Origin of the sequence: Methyloversatilis discipulorum, from assembly GCF_018780585.1 — a bacterium.
In the GTDB taxonomy this organism is placed as follows: domain Bacteria; phylum Pseudomonadota; class Gammaproteobacteria; order Burkholderiales; family Rhodocyclaceae; genus Methyloversatilis; species Methyloversatilis discipulorum_B.
In genome coordinates this window covers 24,255-41,770 of the sequence record NZ_JADMJL010000022.1, presented here as the reverse complement: position 1 = coordinate 41,770, position 17,516 = coordinate 24,255, and the positions used below count along the sequence as shown (strand labels likewise).

Below are 17,516 nucleotides of genomic sequence, written 5' to 3'. Positions count from 1 at the left end.
CGCCGACAGCCGCAGATGCAAGAACGGCGCAGTGCGATACCTGCGCCGTTCGTCATGACCTGCACCGAAGCCGCCGCACCGGTCGTCCGGTCGCGGCGGCCTGGCCGGGTCAGCTGCGTTCGCCGGCCATCGCCAGCATGAGCTGGTTCATCCGGCGCACGAAGCTGGCCGGATCTTCGAGCGCGCCACCTTCGGCCAGCAGGGCCTGATCGAACAGCACGCCCGCCCAGTCATCGAAGTGCGCTTCTTCACCGCGCAGCCGCTGCACCACCGGGTGCTGCGGATTGATTTCGAGGATGGGTTTGGACAGCGGCGCTTCCTGCCCGGCCGACTTCAGGATGCGGGCGAGGTTGCCGCCGATGTCGAATTCGTCCGACACCAGGCAGGCCGGCGACTCGGTCAGGCGGTGCGTGATGCGCACTTCCTTCACCCGCTCGACCAGACTGGCCTGAAGCTTGTCGACCAGCGGCTTGAACTCGCCTTCGTCACGCTCCAGCGCCTTCTTCTCTTCCTCGTCGGCGAGCGCGCCGAGGTCGAGGCCGCCCTTGGCGACCGACACCAGCGGCTTGCCGTCGAAGTCGTTCATGTTGCCGACCACCCACTCGTCGATGCGGTCGGACAGCAGCAGCACCTCGATGCCCTTCTTCCGGAACACTTCGAGGTGCGGGCTGTTCTTCGCCGCCTTGAAGGTTTCGGCGGTGACGTAGTAGATCTTGTCCTGACCTTCCTTCATGCGGCCGATGTAGTCGGCGAAGGACACCGACTGCTCCTCGGTATCGAGATGGGTCGAGGCGAAGCGCAGCAGGCCCGCCACCTTTTCGCGGTTGGCCTGGTCCTCGCCCACGCCTTCCTTCAGCACACGGCCGAATTCCTTCCAGAAGGTGGCGTACTTGTCTTTCTGGTTCTCGGCCAGGTCTTCCAGCACCGACAGGATCTTCTTTGCGCAGCCGGAGCGGATGGTGTCGATGTCGCGGCTTTCCTGCAGGATTTCGCGCGACACGTTGAGCGGCAGGTCGGCCGAATCGACCACGCCGCGCACGAAGCGCAGATAGGCCGGCAGCAGCTTCTCGGCGTCGTCCATGATGAACACGCGGCGCACGTAGAGCTTGAGGCCGTGGCTGGCGTTGCGGTCCCACATGTCGAAGGGCGCGCGCGACGGGATGTAGAGCAGCTGCGTGTATTCGTGGCGGCCCTCGACGCGGGTGTGGGTCCACGCCAGCGGGTCGCTGAAGTCATGGGCGACGTGCTTGTAGAACTCGACATACTGCTCGTCGCTGATGTCCGACTTCGAACGGGTCCACAGCGCGCTGGCCTGGTTGACCGTTTCATCCTCGTCGGTCACGACCTGCTTGTGTTCGCCATCAACGTCCTTCCACTCCTCCTTCTTCATCACCACCGGCTGCAGGATGTGGTCGGAATACTCACGGATGATGGCGCGCAGCTTGAAGCCGGACAGCAGCTCGTCCTGGTCCTCGCGCAGGTGCAGCACGATTTCGGTGCCGCGGTCGGCCTTGGTGATGGATTCCACCGAATACTCGCCGGCGGTATCGCCGGTCATCGAGCAGGACCAGCGGACGCCCTGCTCGGCCGGCAGACCGGCGCGGCGGGTGTTCACGGTGACGGTGTCGGCGACGATGAAGGCGGAGTAGAAACCGACGCCGAACTGGCCGATCAGGTTGGCGTCCTTCTTCTGGTCGCCGGTCAGGCTGGAGAAGAACTCCTTGGTGCCGCTGCGGGCGATGGTGCCCAGATGGGCGATCGCGTCGTCACGCGACATGCCGATGCCGTTGTCGGTAATGGTGATCGTGCGCGCCGCCTTGTCGTAGGCGACACGGATCTTCAGGTCGGCATCGGATTCGAACAATGCCGGGTTGGCGATGGCTTCGAAGCGCAGCTTGTCGCAGGCGTCTGACGCATTGCTCACCAGTTCGCGCAGGAAGATGTCGCGATTGCTGTACAGCGAGTGGATCATCAGGTGCAGCAGCTGCTTCACCTCGGCCTGGAAATTCATGGTCTGGGCGGTTGCGGTGTCCGACATGACAACTCCGAATCAGTAGACGTGGGGTGGGATGACAACGGCGGGATATGGAGACTTCCCCCCGGCATTTCAAGACCCCGCTATGCTGTCGGGTCCACAGAATGTTTTCACGCCGATGACCACCCGCACCAAACTGGGTTTGCCGCGCAAATCCGACGACGACACGCCGACCGACCGCAATCCGGCCCGCAAGCCGGTACGCAACAGTACGGCCAAGTCACGCACGCTGAGCCGCAACACGACGCAGGTCGCACCGGCCGCCAAGTCCTACGCCAAACCCGCCCCCAAGGACGCTCCCGCGCGCAAGCCGCGTGCCACCCGTCCAGACGGCGACCGCCCGCCGCGCCCGGCCGGCGAGAAGCGCGAGTGGACACCGCGCCCGGACCGCGAAGCCCGCCCGCCGCGCGCCGATTCCGGCGAGCGCAAGCCGTGGGAAAACCGCGAACGACCGGCGCGCAGCGAATCAGGCGGCAGTTCCGGCGACCGCCCGCCGCGCAAGGAATTCGGTGACCGCCCGCCGCGCCCCGCTGGCGAGAAGCGCGAGTGGACACCGCGCCCGGACCGCGACGCCCGTCCGCCGCGCACCGATTCGGGCGAGCGCAAGCCGTGGGAGAACCGCGAGCGCCCAGCCCGCAGCGAATCGGGGGGGAATGTCGGCGACCGCCCGCCGCGCAAGGAATTCGGAGACCGTCCGCCGCGCCCGACCGGCGAGAAGCGTGAGTGGACACCGCGCCCGGACCGCGACGCCCGTCCGCCGCGCACCGATTCGGGCGAGCGCAAGCCGTGGGAGAACCGCGAGCGCCCGGCCCGCAGCGAAACGGGCGGAAATTCCGGCGAGCGTCCGCCGCGCAAGGAATTCGGCGACCGTCCGCCACGCCCGGCCGGCGAAAAGCGCGAGTGGACACCGCGCCCGGACCGCGAAGCCCGCCCGCCGCGCACCGATTCCGGTGAGCGCAAGCCTTGGGAGAACCGCGAGCGCCCGGCCCGCAGCGAATCAGGCGGAAATTCCGGCGATCGTCCGCCGCGTCGCAGCGAAGGCGACAGTCGCCCTGCCCGCGCCGGCACCGAATTCAAACCGCGTCCGCCCAAGGCTGCGCCGGTGCGTCCGGCCAAGGCCTGGGACGAACGTGAAACCGACAAGCTGGGCCGGGTGCAGGCTGACAAGGGCGAGGATGGCGACGACGCGAAGGACGGCATCCGCGTGTCTCGCTGGCTGGCCGACCGCGGTGCCGCGTCGCGTCGCGAGGCGGACGACTGGATCGCCCGCGGCTGGGTCACCGTCGACGGCGAAGTGGCCTTGCTCGGCCAGCGCGTGCTGCCGCACCAGAAGGTCGAGGTGCACAAGCAGGCACGCGCCGACCAGGCGCTGCGCGTGACCGTGCTGATGCACAAGCCGGTCGGCTACGTCAGCGGCCAGGCGGAGGACGGGCATGAGCCGGCCAGCGTGCTCTTCCTGCCGGAGAACCAGTGGGCCGGTGACCGATCGGGCCTCAAGTTCAACCGCAACCACCTGCGCGGTCTGGCGCCCGCCGGTCGTCTCGACATCGATTCGCACGGCCTGCTGGTGCTGACCCAGGACGGTCGCGTCGCCCGCCAGCTGATCGGCGAGGACTCGACCATCGAGAAGGAATACCTGGTGCGCGTACGCGCGACCAAGCCCTTTGGTCGCGGTGCGCTGTCCGAGGATTTCCCCGAGGAGTCGCTGAAGCTGCTGAACCACGGGCTGGAGCTGGACGGCGAGCCGCTGAAGCCGGCCAAGGTGAGCTGGCAGAACGAGGAGCAGATGCGCTTCGTGCTGCGCGAGGGCAAGAAGCGCCAGATCCGCCGCATGTGCGAACTGGTCGGCCTCGAAGTCGTCGCACTGAAGCGCGTGCGCATCGGCCGCGTTCCACTGGCCGACCTGCCGGTCGGCAAGTGGCGTTACCTGCGCAAGGACGAGCTGTTCTGAGCGCCTGACGGTTTCACGCCACGTCGAGCGCCGGCACCTCCGGCGCCGCGTCGTTGGCGCTGCAACCGGCGGTCTGCACGTGCAGGCCGCCGCCGCTGGCCTTGGCCTGCCGTTTGGCGCTGGCTGCGGCCGAAGCGACCTCCTCGGCCGTACGGAAGCCGCCGCCCTGCCCCAGCACCACGCCGGCACACAGCGTGGTGAGCGGAAAGCGCGTGCGGTTGCCCTTGCGATCCTCACCCTCCATGTGACCGCTGGCCAGCTCTTCCGCATTGAACAGGCCACGCGCCTCGGTGTTGAAGCGGGCGATGATGCGCTCGCAGCGCGCCTGCCAGTCCTCGCTCTGGAACAGCACGATGAAGTCGTCGCCGCCGACGTGGCCGACGAAGTCGCGCAGCGGGTCCGCCTCGTGCTGGATGCTGCGCGCCGCCAGCTTGATCATTTCGTCGCCGCGGTAATAGCCGTAGAGGTCGTTGAAGGGTTTGAAGTTGTTCAGGTCGAAGTAGGATGCCGCGTAACTGGCCCGCCCCGCCATCAGCCGCTGAAGGTGCTCGGTGATCGGAATATTGCCCGGCAGGAAGGTGAGCGGATTGGCGTGCCGCGCCGCTTCGATGCGCATTTCGGTCACCGCGCGCACCAGGCTTTCGCCGGTCGCCACGCCGACGTAGCGGCCGTGTTCGGTGACGACGAAGCCGTCGTACAGATAGCGCTGGTCCTCGCCCGCCAGCACGGTGCTCATCGACTCCAGCGGCGTGCTGCGTTCGACGCGCAGCGGGTTCGGATTCATGAACAGCGCGCACGGCCGCTTGCCGTACACCTCCTTGTGATACGGCTGGGTGTACAGGTCCATGAAACTGCGCCGGTTGATCAGCCCGACCGGGATGCCCTGCTCCAGCACCGGCAGCGCCAGCAGTTCCGGGTGATCGGCGAACACCTGCACCACCGTCAGATTCGGCGTATCCGGCTCGACCGCCGGCGCGGAAATCGCCAGCCGGCTCACCGTACCGGTACTCATGTCGCGATGCGGTGTGTCGGGCAGCACCGCGATCTGCCGCGACTGCATCAGCGCGATCACTGCCGACTGCATGTGACTGACCGTCTGGCCCTGCGGCCGCCCGAGCAGATAGCCCTGGCCGAAATGCACACCCAGATCGCGCAGCACCGCCAGTTCGGCTTCGTGCTCGATGCCCTCGGCCACCAGTTCGGCGCCGAAGGAGCGCGCCAGCTGCACCGCTGCACGCACCGCCTCGACGCGCCGGCTGTCGGTGTGGATGCCGTGCGTGAAGTAGCGGTCCAGCTTCACCCGCGGCGGCGCCAGTTCGGCCCACAGACGCAGGCTGGAACGACCGTCGCCGAAGTCGTCGAGCGCCACGACGATGCCCAGCGCCGACAGCCGAGCCTGGCTGATGCGCAGCGAATCGACGTCGGTCACCCGTTCGTGCTCGGTCAGTTCCAGCACCAGACGCGCTGGCGACAGCGCGTGCTCGGCCAGCAGTGACAGCAGGCCGACGCAGCCCTCCGAGCCGAGGTGGCGGATGGTGCCGGCGCTGCAATTGACGTAGAGCTGGCCCGGCGTCGCCGGATCGAACTGGCGCACCGCCGCCTCGACGCAGGCGATTTCGAGTTCGGCTTCGAGGCCGATGGCGCGCGCCGTGGCGAACAGCACCGCCGGCAGGTGCAGCGCGCCGCCCTCGGGGCCGCGCACCAGCGCTTCGTGCGCCACCACGGCAGCGTCATCGAGGCGGACGATGGGCTGGAACACCATGCCCAGCGCGCGGCCATCGATCAATGCGCGCAGCGCGGTCTGGTTCAGCTTGTCGGAAGAGGTGTGCATGTCTGTCTGTTGTATTCATGGACCCGAGTGCCTATCGGCAGCGACGCCGCCAGCTTTCGTGAAGCTTCGGTGAAGCTTTCGCTACGTGCAGTGCTTCCGGATCGCGATGCGGATCTGTCACCAATTCTTAGACGAACTGCATTCCGGCCGTAACCCTGTCTTCCTAGTCTTGCCACACTCACAGGAGGACTTACATGCATTCCTTTTTCGAAGAACTGCGCACCCAGCGCTGGGACGATCACCGCTACTACCACCACAGCCGCATCAATCAGGCATTGCATCTGCTCAGCGCGCTGAGCTTTCTGTGTGCCTACGTCATGCTTTTCGTCGACCCGGTGATCGCGGCACTGCTGAGCTGGGGCGTGGCCATGGTGTCGCGCCAGGCCGGACACTTCTTCTTCGAGCCCAAGGGCTACGATCACGTCAATCAGGCGACGCACGAGCACAAGGAAGACATCAAGGTCGGCTACAACCTGCGCCGCAAGGTGGTGCTGATGGCGATCTGGGCGGCATCGCCGCTGGCCCTCTACATCGATCCGACGCTGTTCGGCCTGTTCGAGGTGCACACCGACGCGCGCGGCTTCCTGTACAACATGTCGGTCACGTGGATTGCCATCGGCATCGGCGGCCTCATCTTCCGCACGCTGCACCTGTTCCACCTGCAGGGCGTGCAGACCGGTCTGGTGTGGGCGACCAAGATCGCCACCGATCCCTTCCACGACGTGAAGCTCTACCACCGCGCGCCGCTGGCGCTGCTGCGTGGCGAACTGATCGATCCGATGCACGCGCAGCACGCAGCAAAGGCCTGAGTTGCACGCAGACGTTCGGTTCGACGACATTCGGGGAAGGGCATCGCCCTTCCCCGTTTTCATCTGCGTGGTCCGGATCACGTGCGCTCGAGATGGGCGCACCGGACCGGCGGCACGCCGGTCCGGGAACGGCTTAGCGCTTCCGCGTCAGCATTTCACGCAGGATGCGCCGGCGTATGGCCTTGTTGCTGGCGCCGGGCGGCGTCCACCACCAGCCATCGGCTTCCATTGTCTTCGCCGCGGCCACGAAGCGTTCGCACACCGCATCGAACTCGGCCTCGCCGTAATTCAGACTGAAGATGAAGCGGCCGGTGCCGACCCAGCTCAATGCCAGGCCTTCCGCGCGCAGGTAGTACTGCAGCATCCAGTTGTAGCGCGACGGCACGGTGTAGGTCACCGTCCAGATCGACTGCATGTGTGCCACGCGCACCGGCAGACCATCGATACGCAAGCGCTCGTTCAGTCGATCTGCGCGCGCGGTCCAGACTGCGTCGGCGTTGCGGTAAATCTCTTCGATTTCCGGCGTGTCGAGCAGCTTCAGGAATTCGTTCATCGCTGCCATCACGTGCGGATGCGAGTTGAATGTGCCGCGAGCGAAGCAGATGTCGGCCGGCCGGTCGTCGCGATAGCGCTTCATCAACCGGTGCGGGCCGCAGACGACGCCGACCGGGTAGCCGCCACCCAGCGTCTTGCCGTAGGTGACCAGATCGGCGCGTACGCCGAAGTAGTCCTGTGCGCCGCCCTTGGCCAGCCTGAAGCCGAGGAACACCTCGTCGAAGATGAGCACGATGCCGCGCGCCGTGCACACCTCGCGCAACTGCTGCAGCCAGGCGGTATAGGCAGCCCGGTCGTAGCCGGCACGGCGGCCGCCATCCACCAGCGACGAGTCGCCCGGTGCGCCGGCGTTCGGGTGCAGCGCCTGCAGCGGATTGACGAGCACGCAGGCGATGTCAGGGCGGCTGCGCAGCACGCGCAAGGTGTCCTCGTGCATGTCCTTCAGCGTGTAGGTGTGCTCGGCTGCGGTCGGATTGCCGACACCCGGCTGCACGTCGCCCCACCAGCCGTGGTAGGCGCCGCAGAAGCGCACCAGATGACTGCGGCCGGTGTGATAGCGCGCCAGCCGCACCGCCTGCATCACGGCCTCGGTACCGGACATGTGAAGGGACACCTCTTCCATGCCCGAGATCGCGCAGAGCCGCTTCACGTTGTCGGCCAGCAGCGGATGGTAGGCGCCGAGTACCGGACCGAGCGCCTCGACCGCCGCCGCGCCGCGCGCCATGCAGCCCTTGTAGAGGTCGTAGCCGAACACGTTCACGCCGTAGGAGCCGGCGAGGTCGTAGAACACGTTGCCGTCGAGGTCGGTCAGCGTGACGCCGGCCGACGACTGGACGAAGGAACCGGCCTTCAGATGGCTGCGCACATGGCGGCTGAACTGGAAGGGCACGCGGTAGCTGCCGGTGAACTGCATGTCCGACACCATGGACTGCGTGTCGTCGGTCAGCGCGCGGGTAAGCGCGAAACGCTGCGCGTACAGCGCGGCCAGTGCCTCGAAGCCGTGGCGACGACGGGCGGCCACGTCGTCCGGCGCACCGTCGGCGGTGTAGAAGCCCGTTTCGTCGAATTCATAGAAGGGCAGCAGCTTCGCGACCCGCCGCGACATTTTCGAGTGGCCGGCGAGGGAGCGGTGCTTGGCCCGCGAAAGCTGGAGCCGGCGGTGCAGCCGCGGCAACAGCGCTGCCAGCGCCGCAGCGCCGGCCACATAGAGAGGAAGGGATTCGTTCATATGTTGCACATGTATCAGCGCGAGGTTACGCAACCGTGACTGCACGCACCCTGTTCCAGCGCCTGCTGGCCAACGACGCGCTGAACTTCGCGCTGACCAACCGCATCCCGCGCGCGGCACTCACCCGCTTCTTCGGCTGGTTCAGCAAGATCGAGCATCCGTGGGTGCGCGACGCGTCGATTGTGCTGTGGAAGGCCTTCGGTGAGGTCGATCTGTCGGAGGCGAAGAAGACGCGCTTCGCCAGCCTGCACGACGCCTTCATCCGCGAACTGCGCGACGGCGCCCGACCGATCGACCCGCGGCCGGACACACTGGTGAGCCCCTGTGACGCCATCGTCGGCGCGCTCGGCCGTATCGACGGCGACACGCTGCTGCAGGCCAAAGGCATGCGCTACACGCTGGGCGAACTGCTGGGCGACGAGGCGCTGGCGGCGCAGCTGCGCGACGGGTGCTACGTGACGCTGCGAATCACGGCGTCGATGTACCACCGATTCCACGCGCCGACGGACTGCCGCGTCGAGCAGGTGCACTACTTTCCGGGCGATACCTGGAACGTGAATCCGCCGGCGCTCGATCGCGTCGAGCGACTGTACTGCCGCAACGAGCGGGCCGTGCTGACGGCACGGATGCGCGACGGCACGCCGCTGGTCATGGTGCCGGTGGCCGCCATCCTGGTTGCCAGCCTGCGCCTGCACTGCATCGACCTGACGCTGCACGCGCGCTACGCCGGGCCGCATCGGCTGCGCTGCGATTCGACCGTCAGCCGGGGCGAGGAAATGGGCTGGTTCGAGCACGGCTCGACCATCATCGTGCTGCTGCCGGCGCAGGCGGCGCTGGCGCCGCAGGTCCGCACCGGCGAGCGCATCCGGATGGGTCAGGCGCTGTTCGCGCCGCCGAGCGCGGACAGCGTGTAGGACGGTCCCGACACGCTGCAGCGCGGCGCACCGACGGAACTTTCGACGCCGGATGAAGAAGATGCCAGGGCGGCGCGCGTGCGCCGAACACCACAACAGGGAGCCCGACATGAACATCCATCGCACCATCGCCGCCACCCTCGTCGCCGCCTTCGCCTTCACGCTGGCCGCCTGCGAACAGGAAGGACCGGCCGAACGCGCCGGCAAGGCACTCGACAACGCGGTCGAGCAGGCTGGCGACAAGATCGAGAACGCCGGCGACAAGGCCAAGGACACACTGGACGAAGCGCGCAAGTAGGACGACCCGCCCCATGCACGCCGCGCCGATCACCCTCGCCCTGCTGTCCGGGCTGCTGCTCGGGGCGTGCGCGCGCCAGCCCGACATCGCTGCGATCGCCGACAGCCGTACCGCCGAGGCGGCGATGATCGCGGCGGCCACGCCATGGTCCTACGGCGTCGAAAGCCCGTATGGTGAAATCGTCCGTATCGACATGCTGTGGCCCCTGGTCGAGCAGCCGCTGGAGCCACACACGCCCGATGCACCGAAGCAGGATGGCATCGCGCCGCCCGGGCGCTACAGCATCAGCATCATGCTGGAGAGCGGTGAACTGCGCACGGTCGTGCGCCCGAGTCTGGGCAATCTGCGCGTGGGCGATCGGGTGCGGCTGTTCGGCGAGGTGATGCTGCGCAGCTAGCGGGACTCAGTTCGGGCATCTGTGCCGCGACTTAACGCATGGACACAAATCAGACATCGGCAGAGAGGATTCCGCCACGGCAAGCGCGCGCGGGATCACTAGAATCCGTCATCCGACCTTCTGACGGACGACGTTCGTGTCCTGCTTCCGCCGCGCTCTGCCGCTTCTGCTGTGCTCGCTGCTCGCCGGCTTCTCCACGAGTGCGCCGGCCGCCGATCGCCGGGGCTACGCGGACGCGCTGCGGCGCGCGGACATCGAGCGCTCGCGTACCGACCACGAGTGCGAGCGCGTCGCAGCCGAACTCAGGGACGACTGTCTTGCGCGCAGCAGGATGCGGTACGAAGCGACCCTCGATCAGGCACGCAAGCTTTTCCCGGGCGAGGCGATGACGCCACTGCAGCCCGAAGAGGCGGCAGCCTACGAGGCAGAACTGGCGGCCTGCAGCACGCTCGGCAACAAGGACAGATCCGGCTGCGTGCTCGACGTGAAGCGGCGCTTCAGGCGCTGAACTCGCTCAAGGGGTGTCCGGCGCTCGTTCGGACCAGCGCTGCTTGATTTCCAGCACCTGCGGCAAGCAATCGAGAAAGAGGTCGACCAGCCGCGGCTCGAAGTGGCGTCCCTTCTGTTCGATCAGCAGCGCACAGGCGTCCTCGACCGACCATGCCTTCTTGTAGGGCCGTTCCGAGGTCAGCGCATCGAACACGTCGGCGATGGCGACGATGCGTGCCTCGATCGGGATCGCCGTTTCGCGCAAGCCGTGCGGATAGCCCGAACCGTCCCACTTCTCGTGGTGCCCGCTGACGATGCGCCGGGCGACGGCGAGCAGGCCGCTGTCGTGTTCGCCGATGATGCGCACGCCAATGTCGACGTGGCTCTTCATGATTTCCCACTCGGCGTCGTCGAACTTGCCGGGCTTGCGCAGGATGTGGTCGGGAATGCCGATCTTGCCGATATCGTGCATCGGTGCCGCATGCAGCAGTTCCTGCGCACGCGGCTCGCTCCAGCCGGCGGCACGCGCGAGGATGCATGCGTAGTGACTCATCCTGATAACGTGCAGACCGGTCTCGTTGTCCTTGTATTCGGCGGCCAGACCGAGCCGCTGTATCACCTGCAGGCGCGTCTCGATCAGTTCGCTCACGCTGACCAGCGACAGATGGGTCCGTACGCGCGCACGCACGATGGCTGGACTGACCGGCTTGCAGATGTAATCGACGGCGCCGAGCTCCAGGCCGCGCGCCTCGTCCTCGACATCGCTCAGCGCGGTGACGAAGATGACCGGCACGCGTGCCAGGCGCTCGTCCGCCTTCAGCGTGCGGCACACCGCGTGACCGTCCATGTCCGGCATCATCACGTCGAGCAGAATGAGATCGGGCCGCTCGACCTGCGCAAGTTCGATCGCCCGCCGCCCGTCGCGCGCGAACAGCAGACGGTAATCACCCTGCAGTATCTGCTTGAGCACCTGCAGATTGGATGGCTCGTCGTCGACGCAGAGCACGGTCTGACGCGCGTCGCCTGCGTCGATGGGAGCATCGGTCGTCAGTGGTTCAAGCCTGTCCATTCAGGCCTCCGCCTCGTGCAGCCGTGTGGCGTCCATCGCCTGCATGCGGGCGATCAGGGCGCGCAGATGTGTCATGGCGAGCGCTCCATCGAAGTTCTCGATTGCATCGGCAAGCGGACCGAGCAGCGCGCTTGCGGAATGGCTGCCGACCGCGGCCAGCAGACGCGCCAGCGTGAGATCGTCGAACTCGCCGCGCTCCAGCGCCTTCAGCAGCGTGTCGGCGTAACGCAGGACGACCTGTGCATCGCAGGGTGCTTCCGCCTCTTTCGCCACCGGCTGCTCGACCGCACCGTGCCAGCCGGCGACTTCGCTGCGCAAAGCCGACAGCGCGCCCCCGACTTCGGCGATGCGCGTCGTCAGTGACAGCGGCAGTTCCGTTGCCGCGGCGTCTTCCAGGCCGGCCAGCGTGGCGGCCAGCTGCACGGCCCCCAGATTGGCCGCCACGCCCCGCACGCGGTGAGCCAGCGCGCGCAGACCGTCACGCGACGACAGCGCAGCGAGACGATCCAATTCCTGCGTCAAGCCGGTGTTGTCATCGAGCAGCCGTCGCATGCCCCGCTCGACGCGCTCACGGGTTCGCCACAGCGCAAGCGCGCGCTTCATGTCGATCACCGGATCGTCGGCGCGGTCATCGACGCCGGCCTTCGTGCTTGCGGCCTGCATGCCCAGCACGCGCGCGATCTCGGCGAGCAGCGCTTCGAGATCGATCGGCTTGGACGCGAATCCGTTCATGCCTGCCGCGCGCGCAGCCTCGCGATCCTCGTCGAGCACGCTGGCGGTCAGTGCGATCACCGGCACCGGCGGCCGACCGGTACGCAGCTCGGCGGCGCGGATGGCCCGCGTGGCGTCGAGGCCGCTCATGCCGGGCATGTGCAGATCCATCAGGATGAGATCGAAACGTTCGGCGCCGGCCCGAACCACCGATTCGGTCGCCTCGGTGCAGGGCGTCACCTCATGTCCATCGCGCGTCATCAGGGAAGCCAGCAGTTCGACGTTCTGGTCGACATCATCGACCACCAGCACGCGCATCGGCGGCAGCGCCATCGGCGACGGCAACGCGACGACCGGCGCGCTGCCGGGCCGCAACGGCAGCGTGAAGTGGAAGGTGCTGCCCTCGCCCGGCGTGCTGCGGGCGCCGATCCGGCCGCCCATCAGTTCGACCAGCTGCCTGCAGATGGAGGTCCCCAGACCGGTACCGCCGAAGCGGCGGCTCATCGATGCGTCGGCCTGGGTGAAGGGTTCGAAGATGGCATCGAGTCGCTCTGGCGCGATACCGATGCCGGTATCGCTGACCGCGAAATGCACGCCGTCCGCGTACGCCTGCACGGTCACCACCACTTCGCCGCGCTCGGTGAACTTGACCGCGTTGCCGATCAGATTGGTCAGTACCTGGCGGATGCGCAGCGAGTCGCCGCGGTAGTAGCGACCGACCGCACGGTCGATATCGACGCGCAGCGCCAGCCCCTTGTCGGCCGCCTGCACGTTCAGCGTCATCACCAGCTGGTTCAGCAGTTCGGGCAGGTCGAAATCGAGCACTTCGAGTTCGACCGCGCCACGTTCGAGCCGGGCGGTGTCGAGGATGTCGTTCAGCAGGCGCAGCAGCGAACGCGCGGAGTTGCCGACGATTTCCAGCGGGCGCCGGTGCTCGGCCGGCAGTTCCCTGCCGAGCAGCACGTCGGTGAAGCCGATGATGGCGTTCATCGGCGTGCGTATTTCGTGGCTCATGTTGGCGAGGAAGGCCGACTTCGAGGCGGCGGCCTGCTCGGCGCGCTCCTTCGCGGCGCGCAGCTCCTGCTCGATCTCGCGCCGCTCGGTGATGTCGAGAATGACGCCATCTATCCACTTGATGTCGCCGTCCTCGTTGCGCACCGCCGAACCGTGCTCCCACATCCAGCGGACGGAACCGTCGGCGTGGGCGATGCGGTACTCGACGATGAAAGGCCGGTGTTCGCGGATCGACGCCTCGACCACCTTCCAGGTGTGTGCGACGTCGTCCGGATGCGTGATGTCGTTGAAGTTGCGGATGGCGTTCTCGCCGACAAAATCGGTGCTCGGATAGCCGGTCAGGGTTTGCGTAGCGTCGCTCATGAAGAGCATGGTCCACTGCGCATCCATCAGGCAGCGATAGGCCACGCCCGGAATGTTGCCGATCAGCGAGCGCAGCTGTGCCTCGCTTTCGCGCACCGCACGCGCCATTTCCTTGAAGCTGGAAATGTCGGCGATGTAGCAGACGAATACGTCACCCTCGCGCAGGCTGGCGTGGCCGATCGATACATGCATGGGCAGTTCGCTGCCGTCGCGACGACGGCCGGTGATTTCGCGCCTGCGGCCGGACAGCGCAGGCACGCGCGTACGCCTGAACTCGGCCAGATAGGCTGCGTAGGTTTCACTCTCGTCGGGCGCCAGCAGCAGACCGAAGTCGCGCCCGCGCATTTCCGACTCGCGCCAGCCGAACATCTGTTCCGCGGTCGGGTTCATCGTCTGCACGATGCCTTCCGCATCGAGCATGACGACGCCGTCGACCGGTGTGGCGAGCAGCGCGCGCATGCGCGCCTCGCTCGCGCTGAGCTGATCGACCAGTTGGCGATAGCGCAGCAGCGCATTGGTGCCCATCGCAAAACCGGTCAGGCCGATGGTGCCGATCACGACGAGAATGCTGAGCACCAGGGTGTCGACATGCGGTGCACTTTCGGCGACGCCGGTGAAACGTGCCGCCGCCATACCCGCGTAGTGCATGCCGGCGATCGCCAGTCCCATCACCGTTCCACTGACCGCCAGGCGAAGCCGGCGATCGGAAATGGGCACGAAGAACTTCACCCACAGCGCAAGCGTCGCCAGTACCACCGCCACCGCGATCGACACGCCGAACATGAGGGGGTCGTAGCGCAGCTGCGCCTCCATGTGCATGGCCTGCATTCCGGTGTAGTGCATCAGGCCGATGCCACCGCCCATCAGCACGCCGCCCGCCAGCAGTTCGCGCGGCGTCAGCGAGGGGCGCGTCATCAGCTGTATGGTTGCCAGCGCGGCGAGCAGGCTGGGCAGCATGGAGGCGAGCGTGATCCACGGGTCGTAGCGCACGGTCACGCACAGGTCCAGCGCCAGCATCCCGATGAAATGCATGGCCCACACGCCGCCGCCCAGCGCGAGACTGCAGCCGAGCTTGATCAGCCACGCCATGCGCTGATGCGGCGTCTGTTCCGACTGGCCTACCGTGTACAGCGCGACCAGCGAGGTGAGGACGGCCACCAGCAGCGACAGCGCAACCAGCGCCGGATCGTGCGTCATCGGCAGGATCAGCGCAGCGTCGTCGGTACCGGAGGTGAAGAAGTTCTGCATCGTGCCGAAGTGACGTATGGTGGGCAGTGCCGCTCAGCACGGCATCTCTGTCACTTACGGCGGTTTCGCCTGGCGCCTTGATGTTCCGCCCCGCTTTTTTTCCGCACACTGAGGAAGATCGTCACTGTTTGCCCGGAGCGCGCAAGGAGCCGGGGCGTGTCGCCGGGCGCATCTGCACCGCCGTCCAGCGCGTGTTCAGGCGGCTGAAGCCCTTGAAGCGCTCTCTGCTGCTGCTCGCAGCGCTGACGCCTGGTGCGCAGGCGGACGACCGGCTGTCCTTCGCCGTCTGGGGCGACATGCCCTACAGCCGGGTCGAGCGCGAGCTGGCGGTCGACATGCTGGCCGAGCAGTCACGTCAGCCGCTCGCCTTCTCGCTGCACATCGGTGACCTGAAGAGCGGCAACCAGCCCTGCGACGACGCGCTCTACGCCGACCGGCAGGCTCTGCTGGCGGGTTCGCGCCATCCTTTGGTGCTTCTGCCTGGCGACAACGACTGGCTGGACTGCGCTCGGCCGTCGGCCGGCGGCCATGATCCGTTTGAGCGGCTGGAGGCGCTGCGACGGCGCTTCTTCTCGGCGCCTGCCTCGCTTCCGCTTCAGCGACAGGACGGAGCGCCGGAGAACGTCCGCTGGATACGGAATGGTGTGCTGTTCATCGCGGTGAACCTGCCGGGCAGTCCGCTGCCGGACAACGCAGCTGGGCGCGCACTGCGCCGCAATGTGCTCGACTGGCTGGACGAGGCCGCGGCGCTGGCCGACCCGCAGACCGTTCGTGCGACGGTGATCGCCTTCCACGCCCATCCGGGCTTCGCGGCGCATGGGCGCGGCGGGGTGTCAGTGCGCCATGCGTGGTTCCTCGATCGGCTGGTGGCCTGGGCGAAACATGACCGCCGACCGCTGCTGCTGATACACGGCGACACGCATACCTACCGGGTCGATAAACCCTTGGTCGACCCGGCCACCGGCGAACGCTTCGAGCACGTGACACGGCTTGAATCGCACGGCTCGCCGTGGCTGGGCTGGACACGGGTGGATGTGGACAGCGCTGCGCCCGCCCCCTTCCGCTTCCAGCCCTACCGCCTGTCCCGCGACTGACGCGACGCCGCCCGGGCGCCGGAATGAAAAAGGGCGCATCCGGATGGATGCGCCCACAGCGGCGACCTGCGTCGACGCGGGATCAGAACGGACGATCGAGCTGCAGCGATTCCTTCGGGCCGCGGTAGATCAGCGGCTTCACCTGCTGCGGGTTACCCGGAATCTGCGCCTGCTCCACCGCGGCGACGATCTTGTGGTGGAAGGGCGACTTGTCGCACACCGGGTCCGCGGCGGCCGGGTCGTTGGCGATCATGTAGGCCTGGCAGCGGCAGCCGCCGTAATCCTTCTCCTTTTCCGGGCAGCTCGAACAGGGCTCCTTCATCCAGCCGGTGCCGCGATAGCGGTTGAAGCCTTCCGACTCGTACCACACCTCGCGGATGCCCATCTCGCGCACGCTCGGGAATTCCAGCCCCGGCAGCATGCGCGCAGTGTGACAGGGAAGCGCACGCCCGTCCGGCGTGATGGTCAGGAAGATGTTGCCCCAGCCGTTCATGCACTTCTTCGGCCGCTTCTCGTAGTAGTCAGGCACGACGAAGAACAGTTTCATCTTGTTGCCGTGCTTCTCGCGCCATTCGTTGGTGATGCGCTCGGCGCGCTCCAGCTGTTCGCGCGACGGCAGCAGCTGGTCGCGGTTCACCTGCGCCCAGCCGTAGTACTGCGTGTTCGCCAGTTCGACGTACTCCGCGTCGATGTCGTCGGCCAGCTGCAGGATGGCTTCGATGTGGTCGATGTTGTGGCGGTGGATGGTGCAGTTCATCACCATCGGGTAGCCGCGCGACTTGATCAGGTCGGCCGCCCGACGCTTCAGGTCGAAGGTGCGGGTGGACGACAGGAAGTCGTTCATTTCGCGGGTCGAATCCTGAAAGGACAGCTGTATGTGGTCCAGCCCGGCTTCCTTCAACGCGTCGATGCGCTTCTCGTTCAGGCCGACGCCCGAGGTGAGCAGGTTGGTGTAGTAGCCCAGCCGGTGCGCCTCGGCCACGAGCAGTTCGAGGTCGTCACGCAGCATGGGCTCGCCGCCGGAAAAGCCGCACTGCACCGAACCGAGCGCGCGCGCCTCGCGCAGCACCTTGAACCACTCCTCGGTCGTCAGTTCGTCTTCGTGTTTGGCGAAGTCGACCGGGTTGTAGCAGTAGACGCAGTGCAGCGGACAGCGATAGGTCACCTCGGCCAGCAGCCACAGCGGCGGGCCTATCGTGCTCGCTTCCTGAGCGGCTTGCGCTTCGGAAAGATCAGTCATGTCGTTTCCACCCACTTCTGTTGCAGCGCCAGTTCGACGAAATTGATCACGTCCTGCTGCAGGCCCTGCGCATTGAAGGTCTGTTCCAGATCGGCGGTGATGTCGGCCACGCTGGCCTCGCCGGAACAGCGCTTCAGGATCTCGCCGGCGCTCTGGTTCAGCTTCACCATCCCTTCCGGATACAGCAGTACATAGGCCTTCTGCGCCTCTTCCCACTGGATGCGGAAGTGGCGGCCGATCTTCGGCACCGACGCGGTCGTGACGGTCATC

14 protein-coding genes are annotated in these 17,516 nt (G+C 66.9%); 7 read left to right on the top strand and 7 right to left on the bottom strand.

Going from position 1 to position 17,516, the window contains the following annotated elements:
- Window positions 1–109: 109 nt before the first annotated feature.
- Window positions 110–2,038, bottom strand: coding sequence for a molecular chaperone HtpG (gene htpG / locus IV112_RS11290; RefSeq protein WP_304003599.1), 1,929 nt, complete (start codon window positions 2,036–2,038; stop codon window positions 110–112).
- Between the two features lie 115 nt (window positions 2,039–2,153).
- Between htpG and IV112_RS11285 the strand changes: the two genes are divergently transcribed.
- A complete protein-coding gene (locus IV112_RS11285; protein WP_304003598.1) occupies window positions 2,154–3,986 on the top strand; it encodes a pseudouridine synthase in 1,833 nt (610 codons plus the stop codon).
- 13 nt (window positions 3,987–3,999) lie between these two features.
- Here the strand turns inward: IV112_RS11285 and IV112_RS11280 are convergent, their stop codons facing one another.
- Entirely contained in the window at window positions 4,000–5,817 is a 1,818-nt protein-coding gene (locus IV112_RS11280; protein ID WP_304003596.1) for an EAL domain-containing protein, read from the bottom strand.
- Between the two features lie 194 nt (window positions 5,818–6,011).
- On the opposite strand from IV112_RS11280, the gene IV112_RS11275 reads away from it, so the two are divergent.
- Window positions 6,012–6,626 carry a hypothetical protein gene (locus tag IV112_RS11275; protein ID WP_304003595.1) on the top strand — a complete coding sequence of 205 codons (615 nt, stop codon included), beginning with the start codon at window positions 6,012–6,014 and terminating at the stop codon, window positions 6,624–6,626.
- A 133-nt stretch (window positions 6,627–6,759) separates the two neighbouring features.
- On the opposite strand, the gene IV112_RS11270 is transcribed toward IV112_RS11275, so the two are convergent.
- On the bottom strand, window positions 6,760–8,409 hold the full coding sequence (locus IV112_RS11270) for an aminotransferase class III-fold pyridoxal phosphate-dependent enzyme (RefSeq protein ID WP_304003593.1): 1,650 nt from the start codon (window positions 8,407–8,409) through the stop codon (window positions 6,760–6,762).
- Between the two features lie 35 nt (window positions 8,410–8,444).
- On the opposite strand from IV112_RS11270, the gene asd reads away from it, so the two are divergent.
- From asd to IV112_RS11250, 4 genes are all read left to right on the top strand, one after another.
- Window positions 8,445–9,323, top strand: coding sequence for an archaetidylserine decarboxylase (asd, locus tag IV112_RS11265; protein WP_304003591.1), 879 nt, complete (start codon window positions 8,445–8,447; stop codon window positions 9,321–9,323).
- Between the two features lie 109 nt (window positions 9,324–9,432).
- Complete coding sequence (locus IV112_RS11260; RefSeq protein WP_304003589.1) at window positions 9,433–9,621, top strand: hypothetical protein; 189 nt, start codon at window positions 9,433–9,435, stop codon at window positions 9,619–9,621.
- Window positions 9,622–9,634: 13 nt separating this feature from the next.
- Window positions 9,635–10,018, top strand: a complete 384-nt coding sequence (locus IV112_RS11255) for a hypothetical protein (RefSeq protein ID WP_304003588.1) — start codon at window positions 9,635–9,637, stop codon at window positions 10,016–10,018.
- Between the two features lie 136 nt (window positions 10,019–10,154).
- Window positions 10,155–10,526: a hypothetical protein gene (locus tag IV112_RS11250; RefSeq protein WP_304003586.1), complete on the top strand. Its 372-nt coding sequence runs from the start codon at window positions 10,155–10,157 to the stop codon at window positions 10,524–10,526.
- A 6-nt stretch (window positions 10,527–10,532) separates the two neighbouring features.
- Here IV112_RS11250 and IV112_RS11245 read toward each other — a convergent pair whose 3' ends face one another.
- Together IV112_RS11245 and IV112_RS11240 are read right to left on the bottom strand one after the other, a co-directional pair.
- The gene (locus IV112_RS11245) at window positions 10,533–11,576 is read right to left on the bottom strand and encodes a response regulator (protein ID WP_304003584.1); all 1,044 of its coding nucleotides are present in this window, start codon (window positions 11,574–11,576) and stop codon (window positions 10,533–10,535) included.
- Entirely contained in the window at window positions 11,577–14,912 is a 3,336-nt protein-coding gene (locus tag IV112_RS11240; RefSeq protein WP_304003583.1) for an MHYT domain-containing protein, read from the bottom strand.
- 212 nt (window positions 14,913–15,124) lie between these two features.
- Here IV112_RS11240 and IV112_RS11235 point away from each other — a divergent pair, with 212 nt between their 5' ends.
- Window positions 15,125–16,006 (top strand): hypothetical protein, encoded by an 882-nt coding sequence (locus tag IV112_RS11235; protein WP_304003581.1) that lies wholly within the window; start codon window positions 15,125–15,127, stop codon window positions 16,004–16,006.
- Window positions 16,007–16,088: 82 nt separating this feature from the next.
- Here IV112_RS11235 and pqqE read toward each other — a convergent pair whose 3' ends face one another.
- The gene (gene pqqE / locus IV112_RS11230; RefSeq protein ID WP_304003580.1) at window positions 16,089–17,246 is read right to left on the bottom strand and encodes a pyrroloquinoline quinone biosynthesis protein PqqE; all 1,158 of its coding nucleotides are present in this window, start codon (window positions 17,244–17,246) and stop codon (window positions 16,089–16,091) included.
- Window positions 17,243–17,515: a pyrroloquinoline quinone biosynthesis peptide chaperone PqqD gene (gene pqqD, locus IV112_RS11225; protein ID WP_019918341.1), complete on the bottom strand. Its 273-nt coding sequence runs from the start codon at window positions 17,513–17,515 to the stop codon at window positions 17,243–17,245. Before pqqD ends, pqqE begins: the two co-directional genes overlap by 4 nt.
- Window position 17,516 lies beyond the last annotated feature (1 nt).

Excerpts from the sequence above, each read along its gene's own strand:
- IV112_RS11260 (WP_304003589.1), top strand. The coding sequence starts at position 9,433 with ATGAACATCCATCGCACCATCGCCGCCACCCTCGTCGCCGCCTTCGCC.
- IV112_RS11280 (WP_304003596.1), bottom strand. The coding sequence starts at position 5,817 with ATGCACACCTCTTCCGACAAGCTGAACCAGACCGCGCTGCGCGCATTG.
- htpG (WP_304003599.1), bottom strand. The coding sequence starts at position 2,038 with ATGTCGGACACCGCAACCGCCCAGACCATGAATTTCCAGGCCGAGGTG.
- IV112_RS11240 (WP_304003583.1), bottom strand. The coding sequence starts at position 14,912 with ATGCAGAACTTCTTCACCTCCGGTACCGACGACGCTGCGCTGATCCTG.
- IV112_RS11275 (WP_304003595.1), top strand. The coding sequence starts at position 6,012 with ATGCATTCCTTTTTCGAAGAACTGCGCACCCAGCGCTGGGACGATCAC.
- pqqD (WP_019918341.1), bottom strand. The coding sequence starts at position 17,515 with ATGACCGTCACGACCGCGTCGGTGCCGAAGATCGGCCGCCACTTCCGC.
- IV112_RS11255 (WP_304003588.1), top strand. The coding sequence starts at position 9,635 with ATGCACGCCGCGCCGATCACCCTCGCCCTGCTGTCCGGGCTGCTGCTC.
- pqqE (WP_304003580.1), bottom strand. The coding sequence starts at position 17,246 with ATGACTGATCTTTCCGAAGCGCAAGCCGCTCAGGAAGCGAGCACGATA.
- IV112_RS11285 (WP_304003598.1), top strand. The coding sequence starts at position 2,154 with ATGACCACCCGCACCAAACTGGGTTTGCCGCGCAAATCCGACGACGAC.
- IV112_RS11270 (WP_304003593.1), bottom strand. The coding sequence starts at position 8,409 with ATGAACGAATCCCTTCCTCTCTATGTGGCCGGCGCTGCGGCGCTGGCA.
- IV112_RS11245 (WP_304003584.1), bottom strand. The coding sequence starts at position 11,576 with ATGGACAGGCTTGAACCACTGACGACCGATGCTCCCATCGACGCAGGC.